Genomic DNA, 20,521 nt, shown 5'->3' with positions numbered 1-20,521 from the left:
CCAGTTGTCGATGCCGGCGGCGGCCGGGCCTGCACATTCAACGCAACCTGGCGCGTGCGCCCGAGTCGATGGGCGGGGCGATGCTTCGAAGCCGTATGCGCTGCTCATGCGTCCTCCTGTGCTTCATCGGCTTCGGCGACAAAGCTGCGGCCATCGTCGAATCCTTCATGGATCACCCCGCGCGTCACCGCCTGGTAGATGGTGAAGCTGAGGTGGGCGAACTGCTGCAGGGTGCGGGGATCGGCAAACGGATCGCGGCCGCGCAGGGCGAGCTGGTAGCTGTTGGCACTGCCCTCGGCCCACTGGCGCTCGCCGCCGCGCCATTTGCCGGCAGCACGTCTGAGGGCCTGTTCGGCGGTCTGGGCGTTGAAGTACTCCCAGCCGCTGTAGGGGGCGAACGGCAGCGGCGACTGCAGGCCATCGGCGCGCAACTGCAGCAGCATGCGCAGCACCAGGCGCGCCTGCGCGGCATCGAGCGGCTCGCGCAGGAACGGACCTGCGCCTGCATCGCCACGATCGTCGAACTGCACCAGCGGCTGCGGCAACCCGGCGGCGCTGGCCAGCAGCCAGTCCAGGCCGTCGCGGATCGCGCTGACGCCGCTCACCGGGCCCAGGCGCATGCGCGCCAGGCCATGCGAATACAGCTCGCCGAGTCGGCCATGCAGGACCAGGCCATCCAGGTCCACTTCCAGCAGGCGCGCCTCGGGCTGGGCGGTGCCACGCCAGTGCCTGAATGCCTGCGCGTAGGGTTGGGTCTGTTCCAGCAGGCCTTCCAGCGCACGTCGGCCCAGGGCGCCGGAGGGCAGCAGCGCGCGGGCGCGCAGGCGCGCGGCCAGGCCGGCTTGCCGGTCCTCCAGCAGGGCCGCAAAGACGGCCTGCTGCAGCGCATGTTTCTCCAGCCCGGCGCCGGGCATCAGCAGCGGCTCGAGGTCTTCGCCGGTTTCGATCTGCTCGGCCAGGCGCAGGCCCAGGCGCTGGCTCAGGAACTGTTCGGCCGGTGCGATCAGCAAGCGCTTGAGCGCGTCGATCGAGACCCGCGTCTCCAGCGCATCGCCTGCGGGCAGCGCCGCATCGCACCACGGCCCCAGCCTTGTCCGCCTGCCGCCCAGGCGCCCGGCGCCCGGCTGCCACTGGCCGCGGTAGCTGAACTGGCGCGGGTCGCCATCGGCGCCGAACGCGGCCGGCGCGAACGGCTGCAGCGCATGGCGCACGGTCATCGCCGCGGCGGCCTGTCCCGGATCGGCGTGATAGTCCGCCGCCGCGGCGATCAGCTCGCTGACCAGCACCGACGGCTCGCGCACGCTGCCATCGCGCGGGTCGGCGCCCAGGTAGCTGACGTAGAACACATCCTGCGCCGAGGCGAACAGCTGCAGGAACAGGAAGCGGTCGTCCTCGCGCGTGGAGCGGTCGCCGTAACGGCGCTGGTCGGTGCCCAGCTGGGCGGTGAGCCGGTTGAGCCCAGCGGCCGGATCGCGGCGCGGGAAGTCGCCATCGTTCATCCCCAGCAGGCAGATCACCCGGAACGGCAACAACCGCATCGGCACCATGCGGCCAATGCTGACCCCGCCGGTGAGCAGCGGCGCGCGGGTGTCGGCCTCGGCCAGCACGCCGGCAAAATGCGCACGCACCACCTCGGCCGGCAGCGGCGCATCGAAGCCGGCGCGCTGGGCGGCACTGGCGAAGGCGTCGATCAGCTTGCGCAGGCGGTCCAATGCGCGCTGCGTGCCCGGCGCCGAGGGCGGTTGCGGCAGCAGCGCATCGAGCAGGCCGAGCAGGCGTTCGCGCCAGGCCTGCGGCGGCATCGCCTCGGCCAGTGCCTGCTGCGCCCGCGACAGCACCCGCAGCAGCCGGATCAGCGCATCCAGCGCCGACAGCGCGCTGCCTTCCAGCGCCGGCCACGGGGCGAGCCCGGCGATGTCCTGCTCGCTGCCGCTGGCATGGCCCAGCAGCAACCGATCCAGCGCGAACTGCCAGGTGTAGGCGTCATCGCGCGGCGCGGCGTGCCGGGCGCGATGCTCGGCATCCAGGCCCCAGCGCGCGCCGGCGGCCTGCAGCCAGCCATGCAGGCGCTCGAAGGCGGCCGCATCCAGTCCGGCGGCTTCGGCCAGCGGCGGGCTGGCCAGCAGGTCCAGGGTTTCGTTCAGGCCGAAGCGCGAGACCGGCAGGCCAAGCAGGCGCACGAACACCTCGGCCAGCGGCTCGCCGGCCAGCGGACTGGTGTCGGCCAGGGCGTAGCCAATGCGTGCAAAACCGGGGTCAAAACCGGGGTCAGAGTCGAGTTTCTGCCCGAAACTCGACTCTGACCCCGGTTTTGATCCGCCGAACACCGCTTCCAGATACGGCACGTAGGGGTCGATGTCCGGCGCCAGCACCGCGATCTGGCGCGGCTGCAGCGGCGGATCGAAGCGCGGGTCCTCGAGCAGGCCGCGCAGCTGGTCGTGCAGCACCTGCAGCTCGCGCAGGCGGGTGTGGCTGGCGTGGACCTGCAGGCTGGGATCGGTGCGGTCCAGCGCCGGCAGCGGCGCCGGCACGGCCGGTCGCACGCGCCGGAACAGGTCGCTCTGCATCCGCCGCAGCAGGCTGTCACCCAGGCCGCCCTGGGCCAGCGGGCGCTGGCCGGAGGCGATCGGGTCGGCGTAGACCTCGATCTCGGCGCGCGGATGGACCACTTCGTAGCCACCGAGCATCGCCATGAAGTCGCGCCCGGCCGCGCCCCAGGCCTGCAGCAGCGGGTTTTCGCCGGTGTGGCCGTCGAACAGGTCCGGCTCTGCGCGGTCATCGCCGCGCGCGCGCCGGCGCGGCGCCAGCGCCTGCAGGTCGCCCCAGTAGCCCTGTGCCGGGGTGGGCAGGTAGAAGTGCAGGGTGCCCACCCGCGCCTGGGTCGCCAGCACCCGCAGCACGTCCGGCGAGATGTTGAGCGTGGCGAAGGCGAACACCCGCCTGGGCAGGCCCACCGGCAAGGCGGCCGTGTCGCCACCGAAGCGCTCCAGGTACGCCTGGACGCGCCGCGCGCGGTGGCCCTGGCCGCCGGCCACCTGCCGCCACAGCAGCGCCTGCGGATCGTGCGGATCGGCGCCGGCCTCCCAGCGCAGCAGCCAGTCGCGGCGCCAGGCCTGGTATTTCTCGAACACCCCGGCCAGTTCCCCGGCCAGCGCCCAGGGTTTGAGCGCATCGTCGCCGGACAGGTACGCGCGCAGCGCGGCCAGCGCCGGCTGGGCCAGCACGGCCGGGTCGGTCAGCGCCGCATACAGGCGCCAGTGCAGGCTGGCCGCGTCCAGTTCGTCATGGGCAGGGCCCAGATTGGCTTGCAGCGCGCGGGCGACGAATTCGCCGGGGGTCAGGAACAACAGGTTGGCGGCCACCCCATGGGCGGCGGCCAGGGTGGCCTGCAGCCAGCGGCGCATCGCCACCTGCGGGATCAGCACCACCTCCGGCGCCAGGAGCGATTGGCCCGGCACCGGCTGGCGCAGTTCGGCCGCCAGCAGGCCGGCCAGCACCTCGAGCGAATTGGCGGGATAAAGGCGGAAATCCGGGCGCGCGTCCTGCATCGGCGCATGATGCGACATGCGCGTCGCAGGCGGCGAGACCTGCGCAACAGCGCGTCCTGAGAACCATGACCTCCGGGCCATCACGGCGGGCCGGTCCGATCTGGCACAATAAGCGTACTGACCAGTGCGGTTTTATTCAGGGCGGCACGACGAAGCTGTCACGTCGTTTTGCCTACGGCACGCGCGCCGATCCCGACCGACCAGGCCACCCACAGCTGCCGATGACCTCCACGACACCGACCATTCGCCTTGCCGACCTGCGCCTGGAGCGTGGTGGCCGCGTCATTCTGCGCGATGTGACGCTGACCGCGCCGCACGGCAGCGTCACCGCCGTGCTGGGTCCGTCGGGCAGCGGCAAGTCCACCCTGCTGGCGGCGCTGACCGGCGAGCTGGTCCCGGCGGCCGGGACGGTGGAACTGTTCGGCCAGCCGGTCCCGCGCGCCACCCGGCCGCTGCGCGAGCTGCGCAAGAACATCGGCGTGCTGCTGCAGGGCAACGGCCTGCTGACCGACCTGACCGTGGCCGAAAACATCGCCCTGCCGCTGCGCGCCCACACCCGCCTGCCCGACGCCCTGATCGACCAGCTGGTCGACCTGAAGCTCAATGCGGTCGGCCTGCGCACAGCCGAAGACCTGTATCCGCGCGAGCTGTCCGGCGGCATGGCCCGGCGCGTGGCCCTGGCCCGGGCGCTGGCCCTGGACCCGCCGCTGATGCTCTACGACGAGCCGCTGACCGGGCTGGACCCGATTGCCTCGGGCGTGATCATGTCCTTGATCCGCCGGCTCAACGACTCGCTGGGGCTGACCAGCATCATCGTCAGCCACCACGTGCATGAAACCCTGCCGGTCTGCGACCAGGCGCTGGTGATCGCCAATGGCGGGCTGGTCTTCTCCGGCACCCCGGCACAGCTGGAGGCCAGCGAGGACCCGCTGTTGCGCCAGTTCCTGCGCGGCACGCCCGATGGTCCGATCCCCTTCGACAGCGCCGCTTCGGCGCGGGCGGCATAGGGCATGTCCATGGCCTTTGCCGCGTCGATCCGTTCGCTGGGCGCCGCCGGGCTGTTTTCGCTCGCGGTGCTGCGCGCGTCGGTGCCCAACCGCGACTTCGGCGCCGAGCTGGTCCGCGAGATCTACAAGATCGGTGCACGTTCGATGCCGATCATCGCCGTGGGCGGGGCGTTCGTGGGCCTGGTGCTGACCCTGCAGAGCTACCGCACGCTGGTGACCTTCGGCGCCTCCGACGCGCTGTCCACGCTGCTGGGCCTGTCGCTGTACCGCGAACTGGGTCCGGTCCTGACCGGGCTGCTGTTCATCGGTCGTGCCGGCAGCTCCATCGCCGCCGAGCTGGGCCTGATGCGGGCCACCGATCAGATCAAGGCGCTGGAACTGATGGCCATCGATCCGATTGCCAAGGCAGTGGCGCCGCGCTTCTGGGCCGCGGTGGTGACCGTGCCGCTGCTGACCGGCCTGTTCTGCTCACTGGCCATCAGCGCCAGCTGGTTCGAGGCGGTCAAGGTGCTGGGCCTGGACAACGGCACCTTCTGGTCCTCGCTGCAGGACAGCGTGGACCTGTGGGAGGACTTCGGCGTGGCCCTGCTGAAATCGGCCGTGTTCGGCGCGGTGGCCGCCCTGGTCGCCTCGTATGTCGGCTTCAATGCCGAGCCCACGATCGAAGGCACCTCGGTGGCCACCACCCGGGCGGTGGTCAATGGCTCGCTGCTGGTACTGATGCTGAACTTCGTCCTTTCCGCGCTGCTGTTTCAATGATGCCCGTCGCTCGGAACCCGCAGGTGTTCATGCCGATCCCGGGCAGGGGCCCGCACCTTGCTGTGCGGGGATGCAACCAAAAGCCGGCTTCGATCCAGGTCGTGGCCTTTTTCAGTACACAGGTGGAATAACCATGGCCGCACGCGGACCACGACTCGAATTTGCCGTCGGCGCCTTCCTGCTGCTGGCCCTGGCCTCGCTGCTGGTGCTGGCGCTGGCCTCGACCAACCGTTCCTTCGGCTTCGGCGGCGGCGACCATTACGAACTCAAGGCGCGCTTCACCAACCTGGGCCAGCTGCGGGTACAGGCGCCGGTCAAGATCGGCGGGGTGGTGATCGGCCAGGTCAGCGACATCAGCCTGGACCCCCAGCGGTTCGACTCGGTCGTCACCCTGCGTATCGATGGCAAGTACCAGGATCTGCCGGCCGACACCTCCGCCGGCATCTTCACCAGTGGCCTGCTGGGCGAGAACTACATCGGCCTGTCGCCTGGTGGCGACCCCGAGACCCTCAAGCCCGGCGAGGAGATCGCCTTCACCCAACCGGCGGTAGACCTGCTGCAGCTGGTGGGCAAGTACATGTTCAGCGGCGGCGGCAAACCCGCCGGTGACGATTCGGCAGCCGCCCCGGACGCGCCCGACGCGCCGGCGCCGGCCGCCCCCAACGGAGAGACTCCATGAAGCGTTCCATGTTCACTCTGGTCCTGGCCGCTGCCCTGGCCGCCTCGACACCTGCCGTGGGCCTGGCCCAGGCCCAGGCCAGCACTGCTGCCGCACCCGCGCAGGGCTCGGCCAGTGCCCTGGTGCTGCGCAGCAGCACCCGCGTGCTGTCCACCCTGGAACAGCGCCGGGCCGAGTTCAAATCCAACCCGGCTGCGCTGAAAGCCTTCATCAAGGACGAGTTCAACACCAGCTTTGACGGCAACTATGCCGCGCGCCTGGTGCTGGGCCTGCACGGCCGCGGCGCCTCGGAGGCCGAGATCGCCGACTTCGCCAGTGCGCTGGCCGACAACCTGACCGCCCGCTATGGTCAATCGCTGCTGGACTTCAACCAGCGCCTGCGCGTGCGCATCAAGTCCGAGAGCCCGTTGCCCGGCAACCGTGGCGTGCGCGTGTCCACCGAGATGCTGCGCGAGAGCGGCGACCCGGTGCCGGTGGAGTACCTGCTGCGCAACGTCAACGGCCAGTGGAAGGCCTTCGATGTGATGATCGAGGGCGTCTCCTACGTACAGACCTTCAAGAACCAGTTCGACGCGCCGTTGCGGCAGAAATCGATCCGGCAGGTGGCCGCCGACCTGCGCGCCGGCCGCCTGCAGGCCGCCAGCGCCGATGCCGCCGGCAACCAGCGTTGAGTGCCGCCATGCGCCCGGCTTCGGTCCAACGCAACGGCCCTGCCCTGGTGTTCGCCGGTGAGCTGGACCGGGCCGCGGCGCAGCACTTGTGGCCGGCCACGCTGCGCGCCCTGGATGGCGCGCAGCGGCTTGTCCTGACCGATGTGCCGCGCGTGGACAGTGCCGGCCTGGCCCTGCTGGTGGCCACTGCCGCGCGGCTGCGTGCGGCCGGCATGGGCGCCGTGGCGATCGAGGGCGCCCCTGCCGGTCTGGCCGAACTGTGCGCCGCCTACCGTCTGACCCCCACGCTGGACTATGTGCCGGCGTCATAGCCGGCCTGACCGGCACCGTGTGCACGCCACATCGCGTGCGGGCTTCCCATAGAGGGATCTGGAAAATGAAACCGCTGCACCTCCTTCCCTTGCTGCTGAGCGCGCTGGTCGCCTCCTGTGCCTCCAACAAGCCGGCCGCCTCCGCTCCGCCGGCGTCCTCCGTGGCTGCACCGGTCCAGGTGCAGGCGCCTGCGGCCGAGCCGCAGGCCGCCCCCCTCGCGGCCAGCGAAGGGCCACCGCCGACCAGCGCGGAGAACGACTTCAGCACCATCTACGGCACTTCGCCGTACGACCCGGTCGCCGATCCCACCCTGCCACCGCCGGCCGCCGGCGCGCCGCCCAGCTACGACCCGTGGGAAAAGTGGAACCGCAAGGTCCACAGGTTCAACAACGGCATCGATCGCTATGTCGCCAAACCGCTTGCCACCACCTATGTCAACGTGGTGCCGCGCCCGGTGCGCAATGGCGTGCACAACTTCTTCGGCAACCTCGGCCAGCCGCTGACGGTGGTCAACAGCCTGCTGCAGGCCAAGCCGGGCGAAGCCTGGGATGCCCTGGGCCGCTTCCTGATCAACACCACCGTCGGCGTGGCCGGCGTGTTCGACGTGGCCAGCCACGACCAGGTTCCCAACACCCGGGAGGACTTTGGCCAGACCCTGGGCGTGTGGGGCTGGAAGCGCTCGCGCTATCTGGAGCTGCCGCTGTTCGGGCCGCGCACCGTGCGCGATACCTTCGGCCTGGTGGGCGACGCACCGCTGTCGCCGGTACAGCGTATCGAGGACGACAAGGCGCGCATCTTCCTGCAGGGCCTGCGACTGGTCGATGTGCGCACCCAGCTGATGTCGCTCGATTCGCTGCGCGAAGGTGCGCTGGACGAGTACGCGCTGTTCCGCGACGGCTGGCTGCAGCGCCGCAACTACCAGATCAGTGACGAAGGCGAGCGCAACCGGCGCAAGGGCAAGTCCGACGACGACCTGCCGCCCTATCTGCGCGAGGAAGACGACAACCCGACCGTGCCGATGGACGCCATTCCCAGCGTGTTCCCGGGCGGCGGCTGAAACCGGCCCCGGCCGCGGATGCTGCAGGCAACAAGGCCGCCTGGAAAGGCGGCCTTGTTCATTCCAAGGAACGACCGAATCAGCCCGCGGCCAGCGCCGCGTCCACCGCCTGGAGCAGACGCGGATCGTCCGGCCCCACGTCCGGGGCGAAGCGCGCCAGCACCCGACCATCGCGGCCAATCAGGAACTTCTCGAAGTTCCAGGTCACCCCCGGCGCCGGGTTGACCTTGATGTCCATGGACTTGAGCTTTTCGCGCAGCGGGCCTTCGCCGGTGGCCACCGGCTGGGCGTCGACCAGGGCCTGGTATAGCGGATGCACGGCATTGCCGGCCACCGAGATCTTCGAAAACAGCGGGAAGGTCACGTCGAAATTGGCGCTGCAGAAGCTGGCGATCTCGGCGTTGCTGCCCGGCTCCTGCTCCATGAAGTTGTTGGCCGGAAAACCCAGCACTTCCAGGCCCGCATCGTGCTTGGCCCGGTACAGCGCCTCCAGCCCTTCGTACTGGGGGGTCAGGCCGCACTTGGAGGCCACATTGACCACCAGCAGGACCTTGCCGCGGTAGTCGGCCAGGGTGGTGGGCTGGTCCTGGATGGTCTTCAGCGGGATGTCGTACAGAGTCGTCATGGCGGGCCTGCGGCAGGTGGGAGAATGAAGTGGCGAGGCAGTCTAAACGGGTGGCGATGGGCGCCGTGTTATGGCCGCGTCTGGGTCTGCTGGCAGCGCCGCTGATCCACATGGGCCGGCAAGCGCCCAGGTGGGCCGCACCGGCCATCATGCCGGGGCAGGTTGCGCAGCCGGCCGTGCAGGATTGGATCAGCAGCCGACACCGGCGGCGCTGGGACGGCAAGTCAACGCGGCCCGGGGCGCCGCTTCGGTCCGGGGAGCAGCTCTTCGCGGGCCATGCTCCAGCGCGGGCAGCCGAAGCCCACCAGGATGGTGTCGGTGGCGATCTCGAAGGCTGCGGTCTGCTGCGGGGTGAAGTTGCGAGACAGGTCGTCGTAGACCTCGGCAAAGGCGGTCCACCAGTCGCTCTCGCTGCCGCTGCTGCGCACCTGCGTGGAGACGTATTCGCGGATCAGCTCGACGGCCTGGTGGACCTCCTGGTCACTGACGCCACGGCGGAAAATGCGGGTTTCCACATCCGATGCGGCCTGCGCCAGCGACCGATTGACTGCGTTCATGCGATGCCACGGGTACTGAAAGTGGCGGCATGGTGGTCCCTGGATCGTTCACGACGGGTGTAGGCAAACCGAACGAAACATGACCGCCCGCAGGCCGTGCAGGCGCCGGCTGTTGGCCGCCTGCCGACCACTGCCTTTTTGCCGCCGGCGCGGAGGACACCGGACCCGCCGCTCGCCCGCGGCCGTCACCGCCACCCTGCGGAAATGGATTGTCTCGCGCAGCAATCTGGTCGCACTGCGGCCGTGTCCCTAGGCTTGTCGCTTCCCCACCACACCCACCCCACATGACCAACGCCTTCATTGCCGCCCTCAAGACCCGTCGCTCCCAGTATTCGCTCGGCAAGACCCTGCCGCTGCCGCAGGACCAGGTGACCGCCCTGATCCAGGAGGCCATCAAGCACGCGCCGTCGGCGTTCAATTCGCAGAGCGCGCGCGCGGTGATCCTGTTCGGCGAACAGAGCGACACCTTCTGGGGCCTGACCGCCGAGGCACTGCGCCCGATCGTGCCGGCCGAGGCCTTTGTCGCCACCGAGCAGAAGTTGCACAGCTTCGCCGCCGGTGCCGGCACCATCCTGTTCTACGAAGACCAGGCCGTGGTCAAGGGCCTGCAGGAGCAGTTCGCCCTGTACGCCGAGCACTTCCCGGTGTGGTCCGAGCAGGCCAGCGGCATGGCCCAGCTGGCGGTGTGGACCGCGCTGGCCACGGTCGGCATCGGCGCCAGCCTGCAGCATTACAACCCGTTGCCGGATGCCGCCGCCGCCGCCAAATGGAACCTGCCGGCCAGCTGGAAGCTGCGCGCGCAGATGCCGTTCGGTTCCAACCAAGCACCGTTCGGCGAAAAGACGTTCATCGACGACGCCGAGCGCTTCCGCGTCTTCGCCTGAAGCCCTTGCGCCAGGCCCTGCCCGGCGCCCACGGTCCGATCGCCCGGCCTGCGCGGCCGGCTCAGAGTGCTGTGCGGAGTTCTGGTCGAGCGTGGACATTGCGACTGCGCTCATCCCGGTGTTAGTCCCCGCGCTGTGATTGCAGTGGCGACAGCGCGTACCGGCTCTGGTCGCCAAGGGCATCTGCACGCCCCTGCCCCTGTTCGCGCTGGTGCCGGCTGGCGGCAGGCGCGCCTCGGCCGCTGGTCCTGGCTGGGGCGGCGGCCCTCGCCGGCATCGCCGTGGATGACGCAGGGGGCGCAGCGGGCTGGCTGAGCCATCGGGTCGTGGCCGGCCGCGTGGCTGATCAATCGGTCATGGACGCGTCACCGGCGAAACCTAAGGTCGCCGTACCCCACGCAGCGGAAAGCTTCCAATGGCCCCCTCCCCCCTACACGCCCGAAGCCTGGCGATGCTGCTTGCTGCCGGAAGCCTGGCCCTGCCCGAAGCGATGGCCCAGCAGTCCACTGCCGGCCAGCAAATGCAGGAAGAACCCGCCAGCACGCCCACCGAGCTCGACACGGTGATCGTCACCGGCCAGCGCCAGGCGCAGCGGGAAGCGATCCAGACCAAGCGCGAGACCTTCGCAGTCAGCGACGTGGTGGCCTCGGACGACATCGGCAAGCTGCCCGACCACAATACCGCCGCAGCATTGCAGCGGGTCCCCGGCGTGGCGGTATGGGAAGACCAGGGCGAGCCGCGCGAACCGATCATCCGCGGCCTCACCTCCACCTACAACCGGACCACGATCGACGGCGCGCTGGTGTCCTCGGTGTCCGAGGAGGGTCGCAACGTGCCACTGGACATCGTGCCCTCGGTGATGGCCGACCGGATCGAAGTCATCAAGACCGTCACCCCCGATCAAGACGCCAACGCCATCGGCGGCATCATCAACATCGTCACCCGCAGCGCGTTTTCCACCGGCCAGCCGTTCCTGGATGCGACCGGCTCGCTGGGCTTTGCCGAACAGCATGGCGATGTGCGCAACGACAAGCAGCCGTACCGGGTCAATTTCGCCGCCGGCCGGCTGTTTGGCGCCGACGACCAGTTCGGCATCGTGGTCAGTGCCTCGGACGAACAGCTCGATTACGACATCCCGCAGGTCGAATCGGCCAGCCCGTCGGTGCGCGAATACACCGCCGCCGGCGCCCCGGTGGATTCGGGCAGTGCGCTCGGCAATGGCATCCAGGTGCCGACCCAGCGCCGGCTGTTCTGGTACAACAACACCAAGAACCGCAGCGGCCTCAATGCCAAGCTGGAATGGCGTCCAAACCCGGACTTCAGGTGGGACACCTCGGCCGCCTACAACACCATGGAAGACGACGAGGAACGCATCGAAAACCGGCTGGAGCCGATCGGCAACGTCGCCAACCAGACCGCCACCAGCGGCGATTTCGCCAGCGGCCGGCAGTTCATCCAGTTGAACCTGCCCGACACCGAGCGCAGCATCTGGCTGGGCCGCAGCGCGGTGGAGTGGACGGCCGCCGAGCGGCTGAAGGTCAGCGGCGATGTGATCTATTCGCGCGCCGAACTGGACCAGACCACGACCGCGATCGAATTCCGCACCCCCACCGGCACGCGTGCCAGGGACTTCGGTTTCAGCTACGACACCTCGGACTTCTATCCGATCTTCACCCCCTATGACCAGGCCGCCGCGCGCGACCCGGCCAACTACAGGTTCCAGCAGTACCGCGATACCCAGTTGGACAGCATCGAGGAGAGCCAGCAGGCACGCCTGGACCTGGAATACGACAACGGCGGCCTGGAGAACTTTTTCAAGTTGAAGTTCGGCGGGGTGGCGCGTTTCACCGACCGCGAACTGGACCAGGACCGGATCACCTACAGCACCAGGAGCGGGTTCAACTGGACCCTGGACAGCGTCAGCCGGGCCGGGCCGGACAAGCTGATCAAGGGGCGCTACCTCTTGTCGCCGCGGATCGACTACCGGGCCGCGAATGACTTCCTCAACGCCAACATCGGCAATTTCAACGCCGCGCTGGACAACATCGGCTCGGACTTCACGGTCAGCGAGGACGTCTACGCCGGCTACGGCCAGGCCACGATCAAGCGCGGCCCGTTCACCGTGATTGCCGGCATGCGCTACGAGCGCACCGAGGTGGACACCGATTCCACCCGCGCTTCCGATGACGTCTATCTGCCGGTCAGTGACTCGGGCTCCTACCACAACTGGCTGCCGGGCCTGCACCTGCGCTATGACGCGACCGACAACCTGGTGCTGCGCGCGGCCTGGACCAATACCATCGGCCGCCCGGACTTCGCCGACATCACCGCCAATTCGTCGATCAACTTCGACGGCAGCGTGGCCGTGCTGACCCGCGGCAACCCCTCCCTGAAGCCGCGCGAGAGCGAGGGCTTCGACCTGTCGCTGGAGTACTACCTCGACGAAGGCCTGGTCGCGCTGGGCCTGTTCCGCAAACGCATCGACAACGAGATCTTCACCCTGACCTCGAACGTGGAAATGGACCTGGGCATCGGCCGCGGGGTGGAAATGGTCCAAGTGCAGCAGCCAATGAACGCGCAGTCGGCGAAGATCACCGGCGCGGAGGTGGCCTGGCAGCAGACCCTGAGCTTCCTGCCGGCGCCGTTCGACGGACTGGGCTTCAACCTCAACGCCACCTTCCTGGACACCGAGTTTGCCTTCATCACCAGCGCCGGGCTGCGCGAGACCGGCCTGTACATGCAGCCGGACGTGATCACCAACGCCGCGCTGTTCTACCAGTACGGCCCGGTCGAGTTCCGCGTCTCCCACAACTACCTGGGCGGGTTCCTGGAGACCATCAACGACACCATTCCCAATGCCGACCAGTACTGGAAGGGCCGCCACACCTACGACGCCAGCGTGGACTGGCAGCTCAGCGATCGTCTGACTGTGTTCGTGCAGGGCCAGAACCTGTCAGACACCGGCCGCCGCGAGGTGACCGGCCCGGGCAAGCAATATCTGCAGGAATCGGCCGACTATGGCCGCACCTACTGGGTCGGCCTGTCCGGCCATTTCTGAGGAGACCACGATGCCTTCAGCACTGGCACTGGCCGCCGCACTGGCCGCGGCAACCGCTCTTGGCTCCGGCCCGGCCGCCCCTGCTGGGCCCGTGCAGGGGCCGGCGCAAGCGCTGGCCGATGCGCCGGCGCGCAGCGCCACCGCCTTGCGCCGCTATCCGGCGCCGCAGGCACGGCAGGGCGTGGCGGTCGGCGCCCAGTTCCTCTACGCGGTGTCCAATCACGAAATCGTCAAGTACGACAAGCACAGCGGCGAGCGTCTGGGCCAGTGGCGCGGCGACCCGCAGCGCTTCCCGCACATCAACTCCTGCGCGCTGATCGCCGCCGAACTGGTCTGCGCCAGTTCCAACTATCCGGCCACGCCGCACTGGAGTTCGGTGGAGTTCTTCGATCCTGACACGCTGGACCACCTGCGTAGCGTGTCGCTGGGGCTGGGCACCGGCTCGCTGACCTGGGTCGATCGCAAGGACGGTGCCTGGTGGGCGCTGTTTGCCAACTACGACGGGCGCGGCGGCGAGGCGCCGCGCGATCACCGGCACACGCTGTTGGTGCGCCTGGACGAGGCCTGGCGTCGCACCGAGAGCTGGGCGTTTCCGGCTTCGGTGCTGGAGCGGATCGCGCCGTCGAGCATCTCCGGCGGCGGCTGGGGGCCGGATGGACGCCTGTACGCCACCGGACACGACCGGCCGGAACTGTACGTGCTGGCGCTGCCGCGCGAAGGCGGCGCGGTGCTCGACCACCTGGACACCCTGGGCATCGCGGTGGAGGGGCAAGCGATCGATTGGGACGAGAGTGAACCGGGCATGCTGTACGGGATCAGCCGCCGCGAACGCCAGATCGTGTCGATGCGGGTGCCGGCCGGCACACCCTGAAGAAAACATTGCGACGCGGCTGGCCCGCGCCGGTGGCCAATGGCTCTGCCGCTGGCTTGAGCAGCTTGCGCGCGCGCAGCCCGGCACGCCCCCTGCCCGGCCCCGATCGTGTGCCCGAACCGAGCCTGGTCGTTGCGGAGTTGGTTGCCGGTGCCAGCGCTCGAGGTTGAGCAGCCGGGCGCAAGCCGGCGACCGCGCGCGCCTGCTACGCTTTGCGCATGGGTTACGAACGTTTCGATGTGCCGGCAGTGCGGCCGCCGGGCCGGCTGGCGCTGTACTGGAAGCTGGTTCGCGGCGACAGGCCGATCGGCGTGTTGCTGCTGCTGTGGCCGACCTGGTGGGGGCTGTGGCTGGCTGCCGGCGGGGTGCCGCCGTGGTGGACCCTGTTGGTGTTCACCGCAGGGGTCTGGCTGACCCGTTCGGCCGGCTGCGTGATCAACGACTACGCCGACCGCTGGCTGGACCCCAAGGTCGAGCGCACCCGGGAGCGGCCGCTGGCAACCGGGCAGGTCAGCGGGCGCGAAGCGCTGTGGGTGTTCGTGCTGCTGATGCTCGCCGCCCTGGCCCTGGTGATGACGATGAACCGGCTGACCATCGGCCTGAGCGTGATCGCCGCGTTCCTGGCCGCCAGCTACCCCTACCTGAAGCGCTACACCTACCTGCCGCAGGTCTACCTGGGAATGGCGTTCGGCTTCGGCATTCCGATGGCCTTCGCTGCGGTGCAGGGCCAAGTGCCGACCCTGGCCTGGCTGTTGTATGCGGCCAACATCCTGTGGGCCACCGCCTACGACACCTGGTATGCGATGGTCGACCGCGAAGACGACATCCGCGCCGGCGCCAAGTCCACTGCGATTTTGTTCGGCGACCTGGATCTGGTCATCCAGGGTCTGCTGTACGCGCTGACCTTTGCCACCTTGCTGCTGGTCGGACGCCAGGCCGGTCTGGGCACGTATTACTGGGCGGGGCTGGGTGTGGGCGTGTGCTTGGTGGTCTACGAGTTCGTGCTCTGCCGCAAGCGCGAGCGCGGGCCGTGCTTGCGCGCGTTCCTGCACAACAACTGGGTCGGCGCGGCGGTGTTCGCCGGCATCGCCGCCGACCTGTGGCTGGGCTGAGCTCAGACCGCGGTGCGCCCGAACTTGCGCAGCTTCACCCCGGCCACGATCTGGATCACGCCGTAGATCAACGCGCCGATGCCCACCCACAGCGTGGCCACCATCGCACCTGCCAGCGGCGCGATGGCGAACAGCACGCCCAGCACCACCGACAGCACGCCGGACAGCGCGATCAGCCACTCCCCGCGTATCAGCCGGCGCACGCGCACGGCGAACACGATCCGGTAGATGCCGGCCACCATCATCCAGGCGGCCAGCAGGATCGCCAGCGCCCCGGCGGTGGACAACGGGTCGATCACCGCCAGCACCCCAAACGCCAGCGAGGCCAGCGCGTACAGCACAGTCCAGCCCTTGGACAGGCCGGTATCGCGGGTGAACAGCGCCACCAGCGTGGCAATGCCTTCGGCGATGGCCAGGATGCCGAAGGCCCAGACCAGACCTGCGGTCGCCGCCACGGGCCGGGCCACCGCCAGCACCCCGAACAGCACTGCCAGCACGCCATAGAGGACCAGCAGCCACCAGGCGCGGCCCAGGCCATTGAGCGGGAAAGGCGTCATGGGAACTCCTTTGGATTGGCTGGAGGGGTGCGGCAGCACAAGCAGCGGCCTGGCGGGACAGCACGGCCGAGCCTAGCGCATCCCGGATCACGCCAGGGTGGGCGGCGCGACCGGCTTGGACCAAGGTGGGGCAGACGCTGACCCAGGTCCGGCCGAGAATGCAGGCTGGCGCAAGAAGGGGCAGGGCGATGGCAAGCGATCCGGGACTGGGACGACAAGGGGTGATGGCGCGCGCGGCGCTGCGTTCGGCAGCCTGGGCGGAGCGATGGTTCCCCGATGCCTATGTGTTCGCGGTGCTGGGCGTGGTCATCGTGGCGGTCGCGGCGATGCTGGCCGGAGCCAGCCCCAAGGCCACGGCCGAGGCCTTCGGCGGCGGCTTCTGGAGCCTGATCCCCTTCACCATGCAGATGGCCTTCGTGGTCATCGGCGGCTATGCGGTGGCGACCGCGCCGATCGTGGCGCGCCTGATCGATCAGCTGGCCAGGGTGCCACGCAGCGGGCGCGGGGCGATCGTGTATGTCGCCCTGGTGAGCATGCTGGCTTCGCTGCTCAGCTGGGGGTTTTCGCTGGTGTTCGGCGGCCTGCTGGTGCGCGCGCTGGCCCGTCGCAGCGATCTGAAGATGGATTACCGGGCCGCCGGCGCCGCGGCCTATCTGGGCCTGGGCGCGGTCTGGGCGATGGGCCTGAGCTCCTCGGCCGCGCAGCTGCAGGCCAATCCGGCCTCGATGCCGCCGGGCCTGGTGGAAATCACCGGCGTGCTGCCGTTCACCGAGACGATCTTCCTGTGGCAGTCGATCGTGCTCACCGCGGTGCTGATTCTGGTCTCGCTGCTGATCTGCTGGCTGACCGCGCCCACCGGCAGCTCGGCGCGGACGGTCGAGGCATTCGAAGAAGCCGTGGCCAGCGAAGCCAGGCCCGAACTGCCACCGCGCACCCGTCCGGGCGAGTGGCTGGAATACAGCCCGCTGCTGACCGTGCTGCTCTCCTTGCTGGCCTTTGGCTGGCTGGCGAGCGAGTTCGCCGCCAAGCCGGTGATCACCGCCATCGCCAACCTCAACACCTACAACTTCCTGTTCCTGGCGCTGGGCCTGCTGCTGCACTGGCGGCCACGCAGCTTCCTCAACGCGGTGGCACGCGCGGTGCCCAGCACGACCGGGGTGCTGATCCAGTTTCCGCTGTACGGCGCCATCGCGATGATCCTGACCGGCGCAAAGGGTGCCGATGGCGACAGCCTGGCCCATCACCTGTCGCAGCTTTTCGTGCAGGTGGCCACCCAGGACAGCTTCCCCGCGGTGATGGGGGCGTACTCGGCGATCCTGGGGTTCTTCGTGCCTTCCGGCGGTGGCAAGTGGCTGGTCGAGGCACCGTACGTGATGCAGGCGGCCAACGAACTGCACGCGCACCTGGGCTGGGCGGTACAGGTCTACAACGCCGCCGAGGCCCTGCCGAACCTGATCAATCCGTTCTGGATGCTGCCGCTGCTGGGCGTGCTGGGGCTGAAGGCGCGCGACATCGTCGGCTTCACCTTCATCCAGCTGCTGGTCCACATCCCGCTGGTGATCGGCCTGCTGTGGCTGCTCGGCCTGACCCTGGCGTACGTGCCGCCGGTGATGCCGGCGCCTGCAGGTTGAGGCAACTGCAGGGACGGCCGCCCATCAAGGCGCCCTTGCGCAGACCCAGGCGTCGACGCGTTTCACCCCGGCGCGCGCCAGGGCGCGGGCAGCGGCGTGGGCGGTGGCGCCAGTGGTCATCACGTCATCCAGCACCGCGACATGGTCAGGCAGCGCTGTGGGCGAGGAGACGGCGAAGGCGCCACGCAGGTTGCGCCGGCGCGCCGCCGCATCCAGCTCGGACTGGGGCGCGGTATCGCGCCGGCGATGCAGCACCTCGGACAGGACCGGCAGGCCGAGCGCGCGGCCGACCGGCCGGGCCAGTTCCAGCGCCTGGTCGTAGCCCCGGGTGCGCAGGCGCGCCGGATGCAACGGCACCGGGACCAGCGCAGCCGGACGTTCGGCCTGGACCAGGCCCTGGGCCATCAGTTCGGCCAGCAGCCGGCCGGCGGCCAGGTCCTGGTGGAACTTGAAGCGCGGCACCAGCCGGTCCAGCGCGAATCCATAGACGAACACCGCACAGGTGGCCGCGACCGGCGGCGGCCGCTGCAGGCAGGCACCGCACAGTGCGGCATGGGCCAGCGGCAGGGCGCAGCGCGGGCAGGCGGTGTGGTTCCAGGGCAGGGCGGCGGTACAGGCGGCGCACAGGTCCTGGCCGTGAACGCCGGCTTCGCCGCAGACCAGGCAGCGCGGCGCCAGCAGCACCCGGCCGGCCTGTCGCAGCCAGCGCTCGACCCGTTTGGCATCCATGCGCGCGCGTCCCTGTTCGAAACGCACCGACTTTAACCCGCGCCCGCCCGCCGGGTGTAGCTGCGGACACGCGGCAGCAAAGCGCCGGCCAATCGGTCATCACCACCGATGTCGCGTGGATTACGCTAGCCCGCTCAGCCCGCCACTGCACAGGACGTCCCATGGCCCGCCCCGATCTGCACGACCGCATCGCGTCGCTGCGCAAATTGCGCGTGGCCCAGGACCGGGTCCGGGTGCGCCGCATCGTCAGCCGCCGCGACGGCGTGCGGGTGGAAGTGGACGGGCGCTGGCTGGTGGAATGCTGCAGCAACGACTACCTGGGCCTGGCCCAGCAGTTCCAGGTGACCACCGCGCTGCAGGACGCGGCCGCGCGCGACGGCGTCAGCGCCGGCGCCTCGCCCCTGGTCAGCGGCCACCATGCCGCGCACGCGGCACTGGAACACGAACTGGCCGACTGGCTGCAGGCGCCGGCCGCGCTGCTGTTCGGCAGCCGGTTCCTGGCCAACCTTGCCGTGCAGCAGGCGCTGCTGGGCGAAGAAAGCGACGCCTGCGTGCAGGACCGGCTCAACCACGCCAGCCTGCTCGACGCCGCGCGTCTGGCCGGTTGCCGCCTGCGCCGCTATCCGCACGGCGATGCCGAGGGCGCCATCCGCCAGCTGCGCAACGTGCCCGACGGTGCGGCGATGCTGGCCACCGACGGGGTGTTCGGCATGGACGGCGATGTCGCCCCGCTGCGCGCGCTGGCGCTGGTGGCGCGGGTCCAGCAGGCGCTGCTGTACGTGGACGACGCACATGGCGTCGGCGTGCGCGGGCCCAACGGCCGCGGCAGCGTGGCCGAGGCCCGGCTGGGCGTGGAGGAAGTCCCGCTGCAGCTGGTCAGCCTGGGCAAGGCGCTGGGCGGCTACGGCGCGGCGGTGATCGGCGATGCCGCCCTGATCCAGCATCTGGCCGAGACCGCGCGTCCCTACCTCCAGACCACCGCGCTGCCGCCGGCCCTGGCCGCGGCCAGCAGCGAGGCCCTGCGCCAGGCGCGCCGCGACGACTGGCGCCGCGACAAGCTCGCCGGCCTGATCGAGCGCTTTCGCACCCGCGCCACCGTCGCCGGGCTGGACCTGCTGCCCTCGGACACCCCGATCCAGCCGGTGCTGTGCAGCGCCGATGCGCAGGCGCTGGCCTGGTCGGCCGCGCTGGAGGAATCCGGCTACTGGGTGCCGGCGATCCGCCCGCCGACCGTGCCCGAAGGCAAGGCGCGCCTGCGGGTGACCCTCTCGGCGCTGCATTCCCCCGAACAGGTCGACGGCTTGGTCCAGGCCCTGGTGCGTGCCCGCGCGCCGCAGTCGCTGGCGGTGAGCGGGGCCTGAAGCAGCTCGCCACCAGGAACCGGGTCGAGGCGAGGCCGGCGCCGTGCCTGGCAATCATTGCGCCCTGCCTGGCCCAGCGTCCGGCCCATCGGCTCGTCGCGCCGCGCGCGATGGCGGACAATGGCGCCATGCCGATGTTCGACAGCCGCCAGATCCGCCGCGCGTTCTCGCGCTCAGCCACGACCTACGCCGATGCCGCGGTGCTCCATCACGAGGTGGAAAAGCGCCTGCTCGAATCGCTGGACTATCTGGGCCAGCGCGTGCCGCAGGTGGTGCTGGACGTGGGCAGCGGCCCGGCCACGGCCGCCGCGCAGATGCGCAAGCGCTGGCCCAGGGCGCAGGTGATCGCGCTGGACCTGGCCCTGCCGATGCTGCGCCAGGCTCGCAAGCAGGCCGGCTGGTGGAAGCCGTTTGCACGCGTGGCCGCCGATGCGCGCGCGCTGCCGCTGGCCGAGCACAGCGCCGACGTGCTGTTCTGCAACCTGTGCCTGCCATGGCTGGAAGACCTGCCGGCGGTGTTCGCCGGCTTCCGCCGGGTGCTCAAGCCCGACGGGCTGCTGCTGTGCTCGACCTTCGGCCCGCAGACGCTGATCGAACTGCGCCAGGCCTTCGCCGCCGACCCGGCGCCACACGTGAGCCCGTTCGCGCCGATCGCCCAGTTTGGCGATGCCCTGATGCGGTCCGGCTTCCGCGATCCGGTGCTGGACCGCGACCAGTTCACCCTGACCTATCCCGACCTGCCGGCACTGATGGCCGAGCTGCGCGCGATCGGTGCCACCAACGCGCTGTCCATGCGCCGCGCCTCGCTCACCGGCCGCAGCCGCTTTGCCGACGCCGCGCAGGCGTATGAGCCCCTGCGCACGGCCGAAGGCCGCCTGCCCAGCACCTGGGAAGTCCTCTACGCCCACGCCTGGGCTCCACAGGCCGGCACGCCCATTCGCGAAGACGGCCACGACGTGGCCGCCGTGCCGCTGTCGCGCATCCCGATCCGGCGCCGCTCGACTCCGGCCTGAATCGGCGGGCCGCTTTTCGTAGACGCTGCCGAAGTCCAGCACCGGATCGGTGGCGCGGCGGGGCGGTTCCGTCGATCTTCATGGGCACCC

At 69.9% G+C, this 20,521-nt stretch carries 18 protein-coding genes; 13 read left to right on the top strand and 5 right to left on the bottom strand.

Annotated features, from left to right (window positions below):
- Positions 1-104: 104 nt before the first annotated feature.
- Positions 105-3,566, bottom strand: coding sequence for an exodeoxyribonuclease V subunit gamma (gene recC, locus DSC_RS00180; RefSeq protein WP_014159064.1), 3,462 nt, complete (start codon positions 3,564-3,566; stop codon positions 105-107).
- 203 nt (positions 3,567-3,769) lie between these two features.
- Here recC and DSC_RS00175 point away from each other — a divergent pair, with 203 nt between their 5' ends.
- The 6 genes from DSC_RS00175 to DSC_RS00150 all read left to right on the top strand — a co-directional run bounded on the left by DSC_RS00175 (position 3,770) and on the right by DSC_RS00150 (position 8,033).
- Positions 3,770-4,555, top strand: a complete 786-nt coding sequence (locus DSC_RS00175; RefSeq protein ID WP_014159063.1) for an ABC transporter ATP-binding protein — start codon at positions 3,770-3,772, stop codon at positions 4,553-4,555.
- A gap of 9 nt (positions 4,556-4,564) precedes the next feature.
- A complete protein-coding gene (locus tag DSC_RS00170; RefSeq protein ID WP_014159062.1) occupies positions 4,565-5,314 on the top strand; it encodes an MlaE family lipid ABC transporter permease subunit in 750 nt (249 codons plus the stop codon).
- Positions 5,315-5,447: 133 nt separating this feature from the next.
- Complete coding sequence (gene mlaD / locus DSC_RS00165) at positions 5,448-5,993, top strand: outer membrane lipid asymmetry maintenance protein MlaD (protein ID WP_014159061.1); 546 nt, start codon at positions 5,448-5,450, stop codon at positions 5,991-5,993.
- Positions 5,990-6,664 (top strand): MlaC/ttg2D family ABC transporter substrate-binding protein, encoded by a 675-nt coding sequence (locus tag DSC_RS00160; RefSeq protein ID WP_014159060.1) that lies wholly within the window; start codon positions 5,990-5,992, stop codon positions 6,662-6,664. Before mlaD ends, DSC_RS00160 begins: the two co-directional genes overlap by 4 nt.
- A gap of 8 nt (positions 6,665-6,672) precedes the next feature.
- Positions 6,673-6,975 (top strand): STAS domain-containing protein, encoded by a 303-nt coding sequence (locus DSC_RS00155; protein ID WP_014159059.1) that lies wholly within the window; start codon positions 6,673-6,675, stop codon positions 6,973-6,975.
- 65 nt (positions 6,976-7,040) lie between these two features.
- Positions 7,041-8,033 carry an MlaA family lipoprotein gene (locus tag DSC_RS00150; RefSeq protein WP_043290235.1) on the top strand — a complete coding sequence of 331 codons (993 nt, stop codon included), beginning with the start codon at positions 7,041-7,043 and terminating at the stop codon, positions 8,031-8,033.
- Positions 8,034-8,112: 79 nt separating this feature from the next.
- Here the strand turns inward: DSC_RS00150 and DSC_RS00145 are convergent, their stop codons facing one another.
- Both DSC_RS00145 and DSC_RS00140 read right to left on the bottom strand, forming a co-directional pair.
- Positions 8,113-8,658, bottom strand: coding sequence for a glutathione peroxidase (locus DSC_RS00145; protein WP_014159057.1), 546 nt, complete (start codon positions 8,656-8,658; stop codon positions 8,113-8,115).
- 224 nt (positions 8,659-8,882) lie between these two features.
- Positions 8,883-9,215 (bottom strand): hypothetical protein, encoded by a 333-nt coding sequence (locus DSC_RS00140; RefSeq protein WP_014159056.1) that lies wholly within the window; start codon positions 9,213-9,215, stop codon positions 8,883-8,885.
- Between the two features lie 284 nt (positions 9,216-9,499).
- Between DSC_RS00140 and DSC_RS00135 the strand changes: the two genes are divergently transcribed.
- The 4 genes from DSC_RS00135 to ubiA all read left to right on the top strand — a co-directional run bounded on the left by DSC_RS00135 (position 9,500) and on the right by ubiA (position 15,140).
- Entirely contained in the window at positions 9,500-10,099 is a 600-nt protein-coding gene (locus tag DSC_RS00135) for a nitroreductase family protein (RefSeq protein ID WP_014159055.1), read from the top strand.
- A gap of 451 nt (positions 10,100-10,550) precedes the next feature.
- On the top strand, positions 10,551-13,157 hold the full coding sequence (locus DSC_RS00130; protein WP_014159054.1) for a TonB-dependent receptor: 2,607 nt from the start codon (positions 10,551-10,553) through the stop codon (positions 13,155-13,157).
- A gap of 10 nt (positions 13,158-13,167) precedes the next feature.
- A complete protein-coding gene (locus DSC_RS00125) occupies positions 13,168-14,028 on the top strand; it encodes a hypothetical protein (RefSeq protein ID WP_014159053.1) in 861 nt (286 codons plus the stop codon).
- Positions 14,029-14,246: 218 nt separating this feature from the next.
- Positions 14,247-15,140: a 4-hydroxybenzoate octaprenyltransferase gene (gene ubiA, locus DSC_RS00120; RefSeq protein ID WP_014159052.1), complete on the top strand. Its 894-nt coding sequence runs from the start codon at positions 14,247-14,249 to the stop codon at positions 15,138-15,140.
- Positions 15,141-15,142: 2 nt separating this feature from the next.
- Here the strand turns inward: ubiA and DSC_RS00115 are convergent, their stop codons facing one another.
- Positions 15,143-15,697, bottom strand: coding sequence for an HdeD family acid-resistance protein (locus tag DSC_RS00115; protein ID WP_014159051.1), 555 nt, complete (start codon positions 15,695-15,697; stop codon positions 15,143-15,145).
- A 224-nt stretch (positions 15,698-15,921) separates the two neighbouring features.
- Between DSC_RS00115 and DSC_RS00110 the strand changes: the two genes are divergently transcribed.
- A complete protein-coding gene (locus DSC_RS00110) occupies positions 15,922-17,328 on the top strand; it encodes a short-chain fatty acid transporter (RefSeq protein WP_014159050.1) in 1,407 nt (468 codons plus the stop codon).
- Between the two features lie 24 nt (positions 17,329-17,352).
- Here the strand turns inward: DSC_RS00110 and DSC_RS00105 are convergent, their stop codons facing one another.
- A complete protein-coding gene (locus DSC_RS00105; protein ID WP_014159049.1) occupies positions 17,353-18,057 on the bottom strand; it encodes a ComF family protein in 705 nt (234 codons plus the stop codon).
- A 161-nt stretch (positions 18,058-18,218) separates the two neighbouring features.
- Between DSC_RS00105 and bioF the strand changes: the two genes are divergently transcribed.
- The gene (gene bioF / locus DSC_RS00100; RefSeq protein ID WP_014159048.1) at positions 18,219-19,418 is read left to right on the top strand and encodes an 8-amino-7-oxononanoate synthase; all 1,200 of its coding nucleotides are present in this window, start codon (positions 18,219-18,221) and stop codon (positions 19,416-19,418) included.
- A 128-nt stretch (positions 19,419-19,546) separates the two neighbouring features.
- The gene (gene bioC, locus DSC_RS00095; RefSeq protein ID WP_043290798.1) at positions 19,547-20,431 is read left to right on the top strand and encodes a malonyl-ACP O-methyltransferase BioC; all 885 of its coding nucleotides are present in this window, start codon (positions 19,547-19,549) and stop codon (positions 20,429-20,431) included.
- The last annotated feature ends 90 nt before the right edge of the window (positions 20,432-20,521 follow it).

This window comes from Pseudoxanthomonas spadix BD-a59, from assembly GCF_000233915.3.
In the GTDB taxonomy this organism is placed as follows: Bacteria; Pseudomonadota; Gammaproteobacteria; order Xanthomonadales; family Xanthomonadaceae; genus Pseudoxanthomonas_A; species Pseudoxanthomonas_A spadix.
This window is presented reverse-complemented; position numbering and strand designations above follow the sequence as displayed.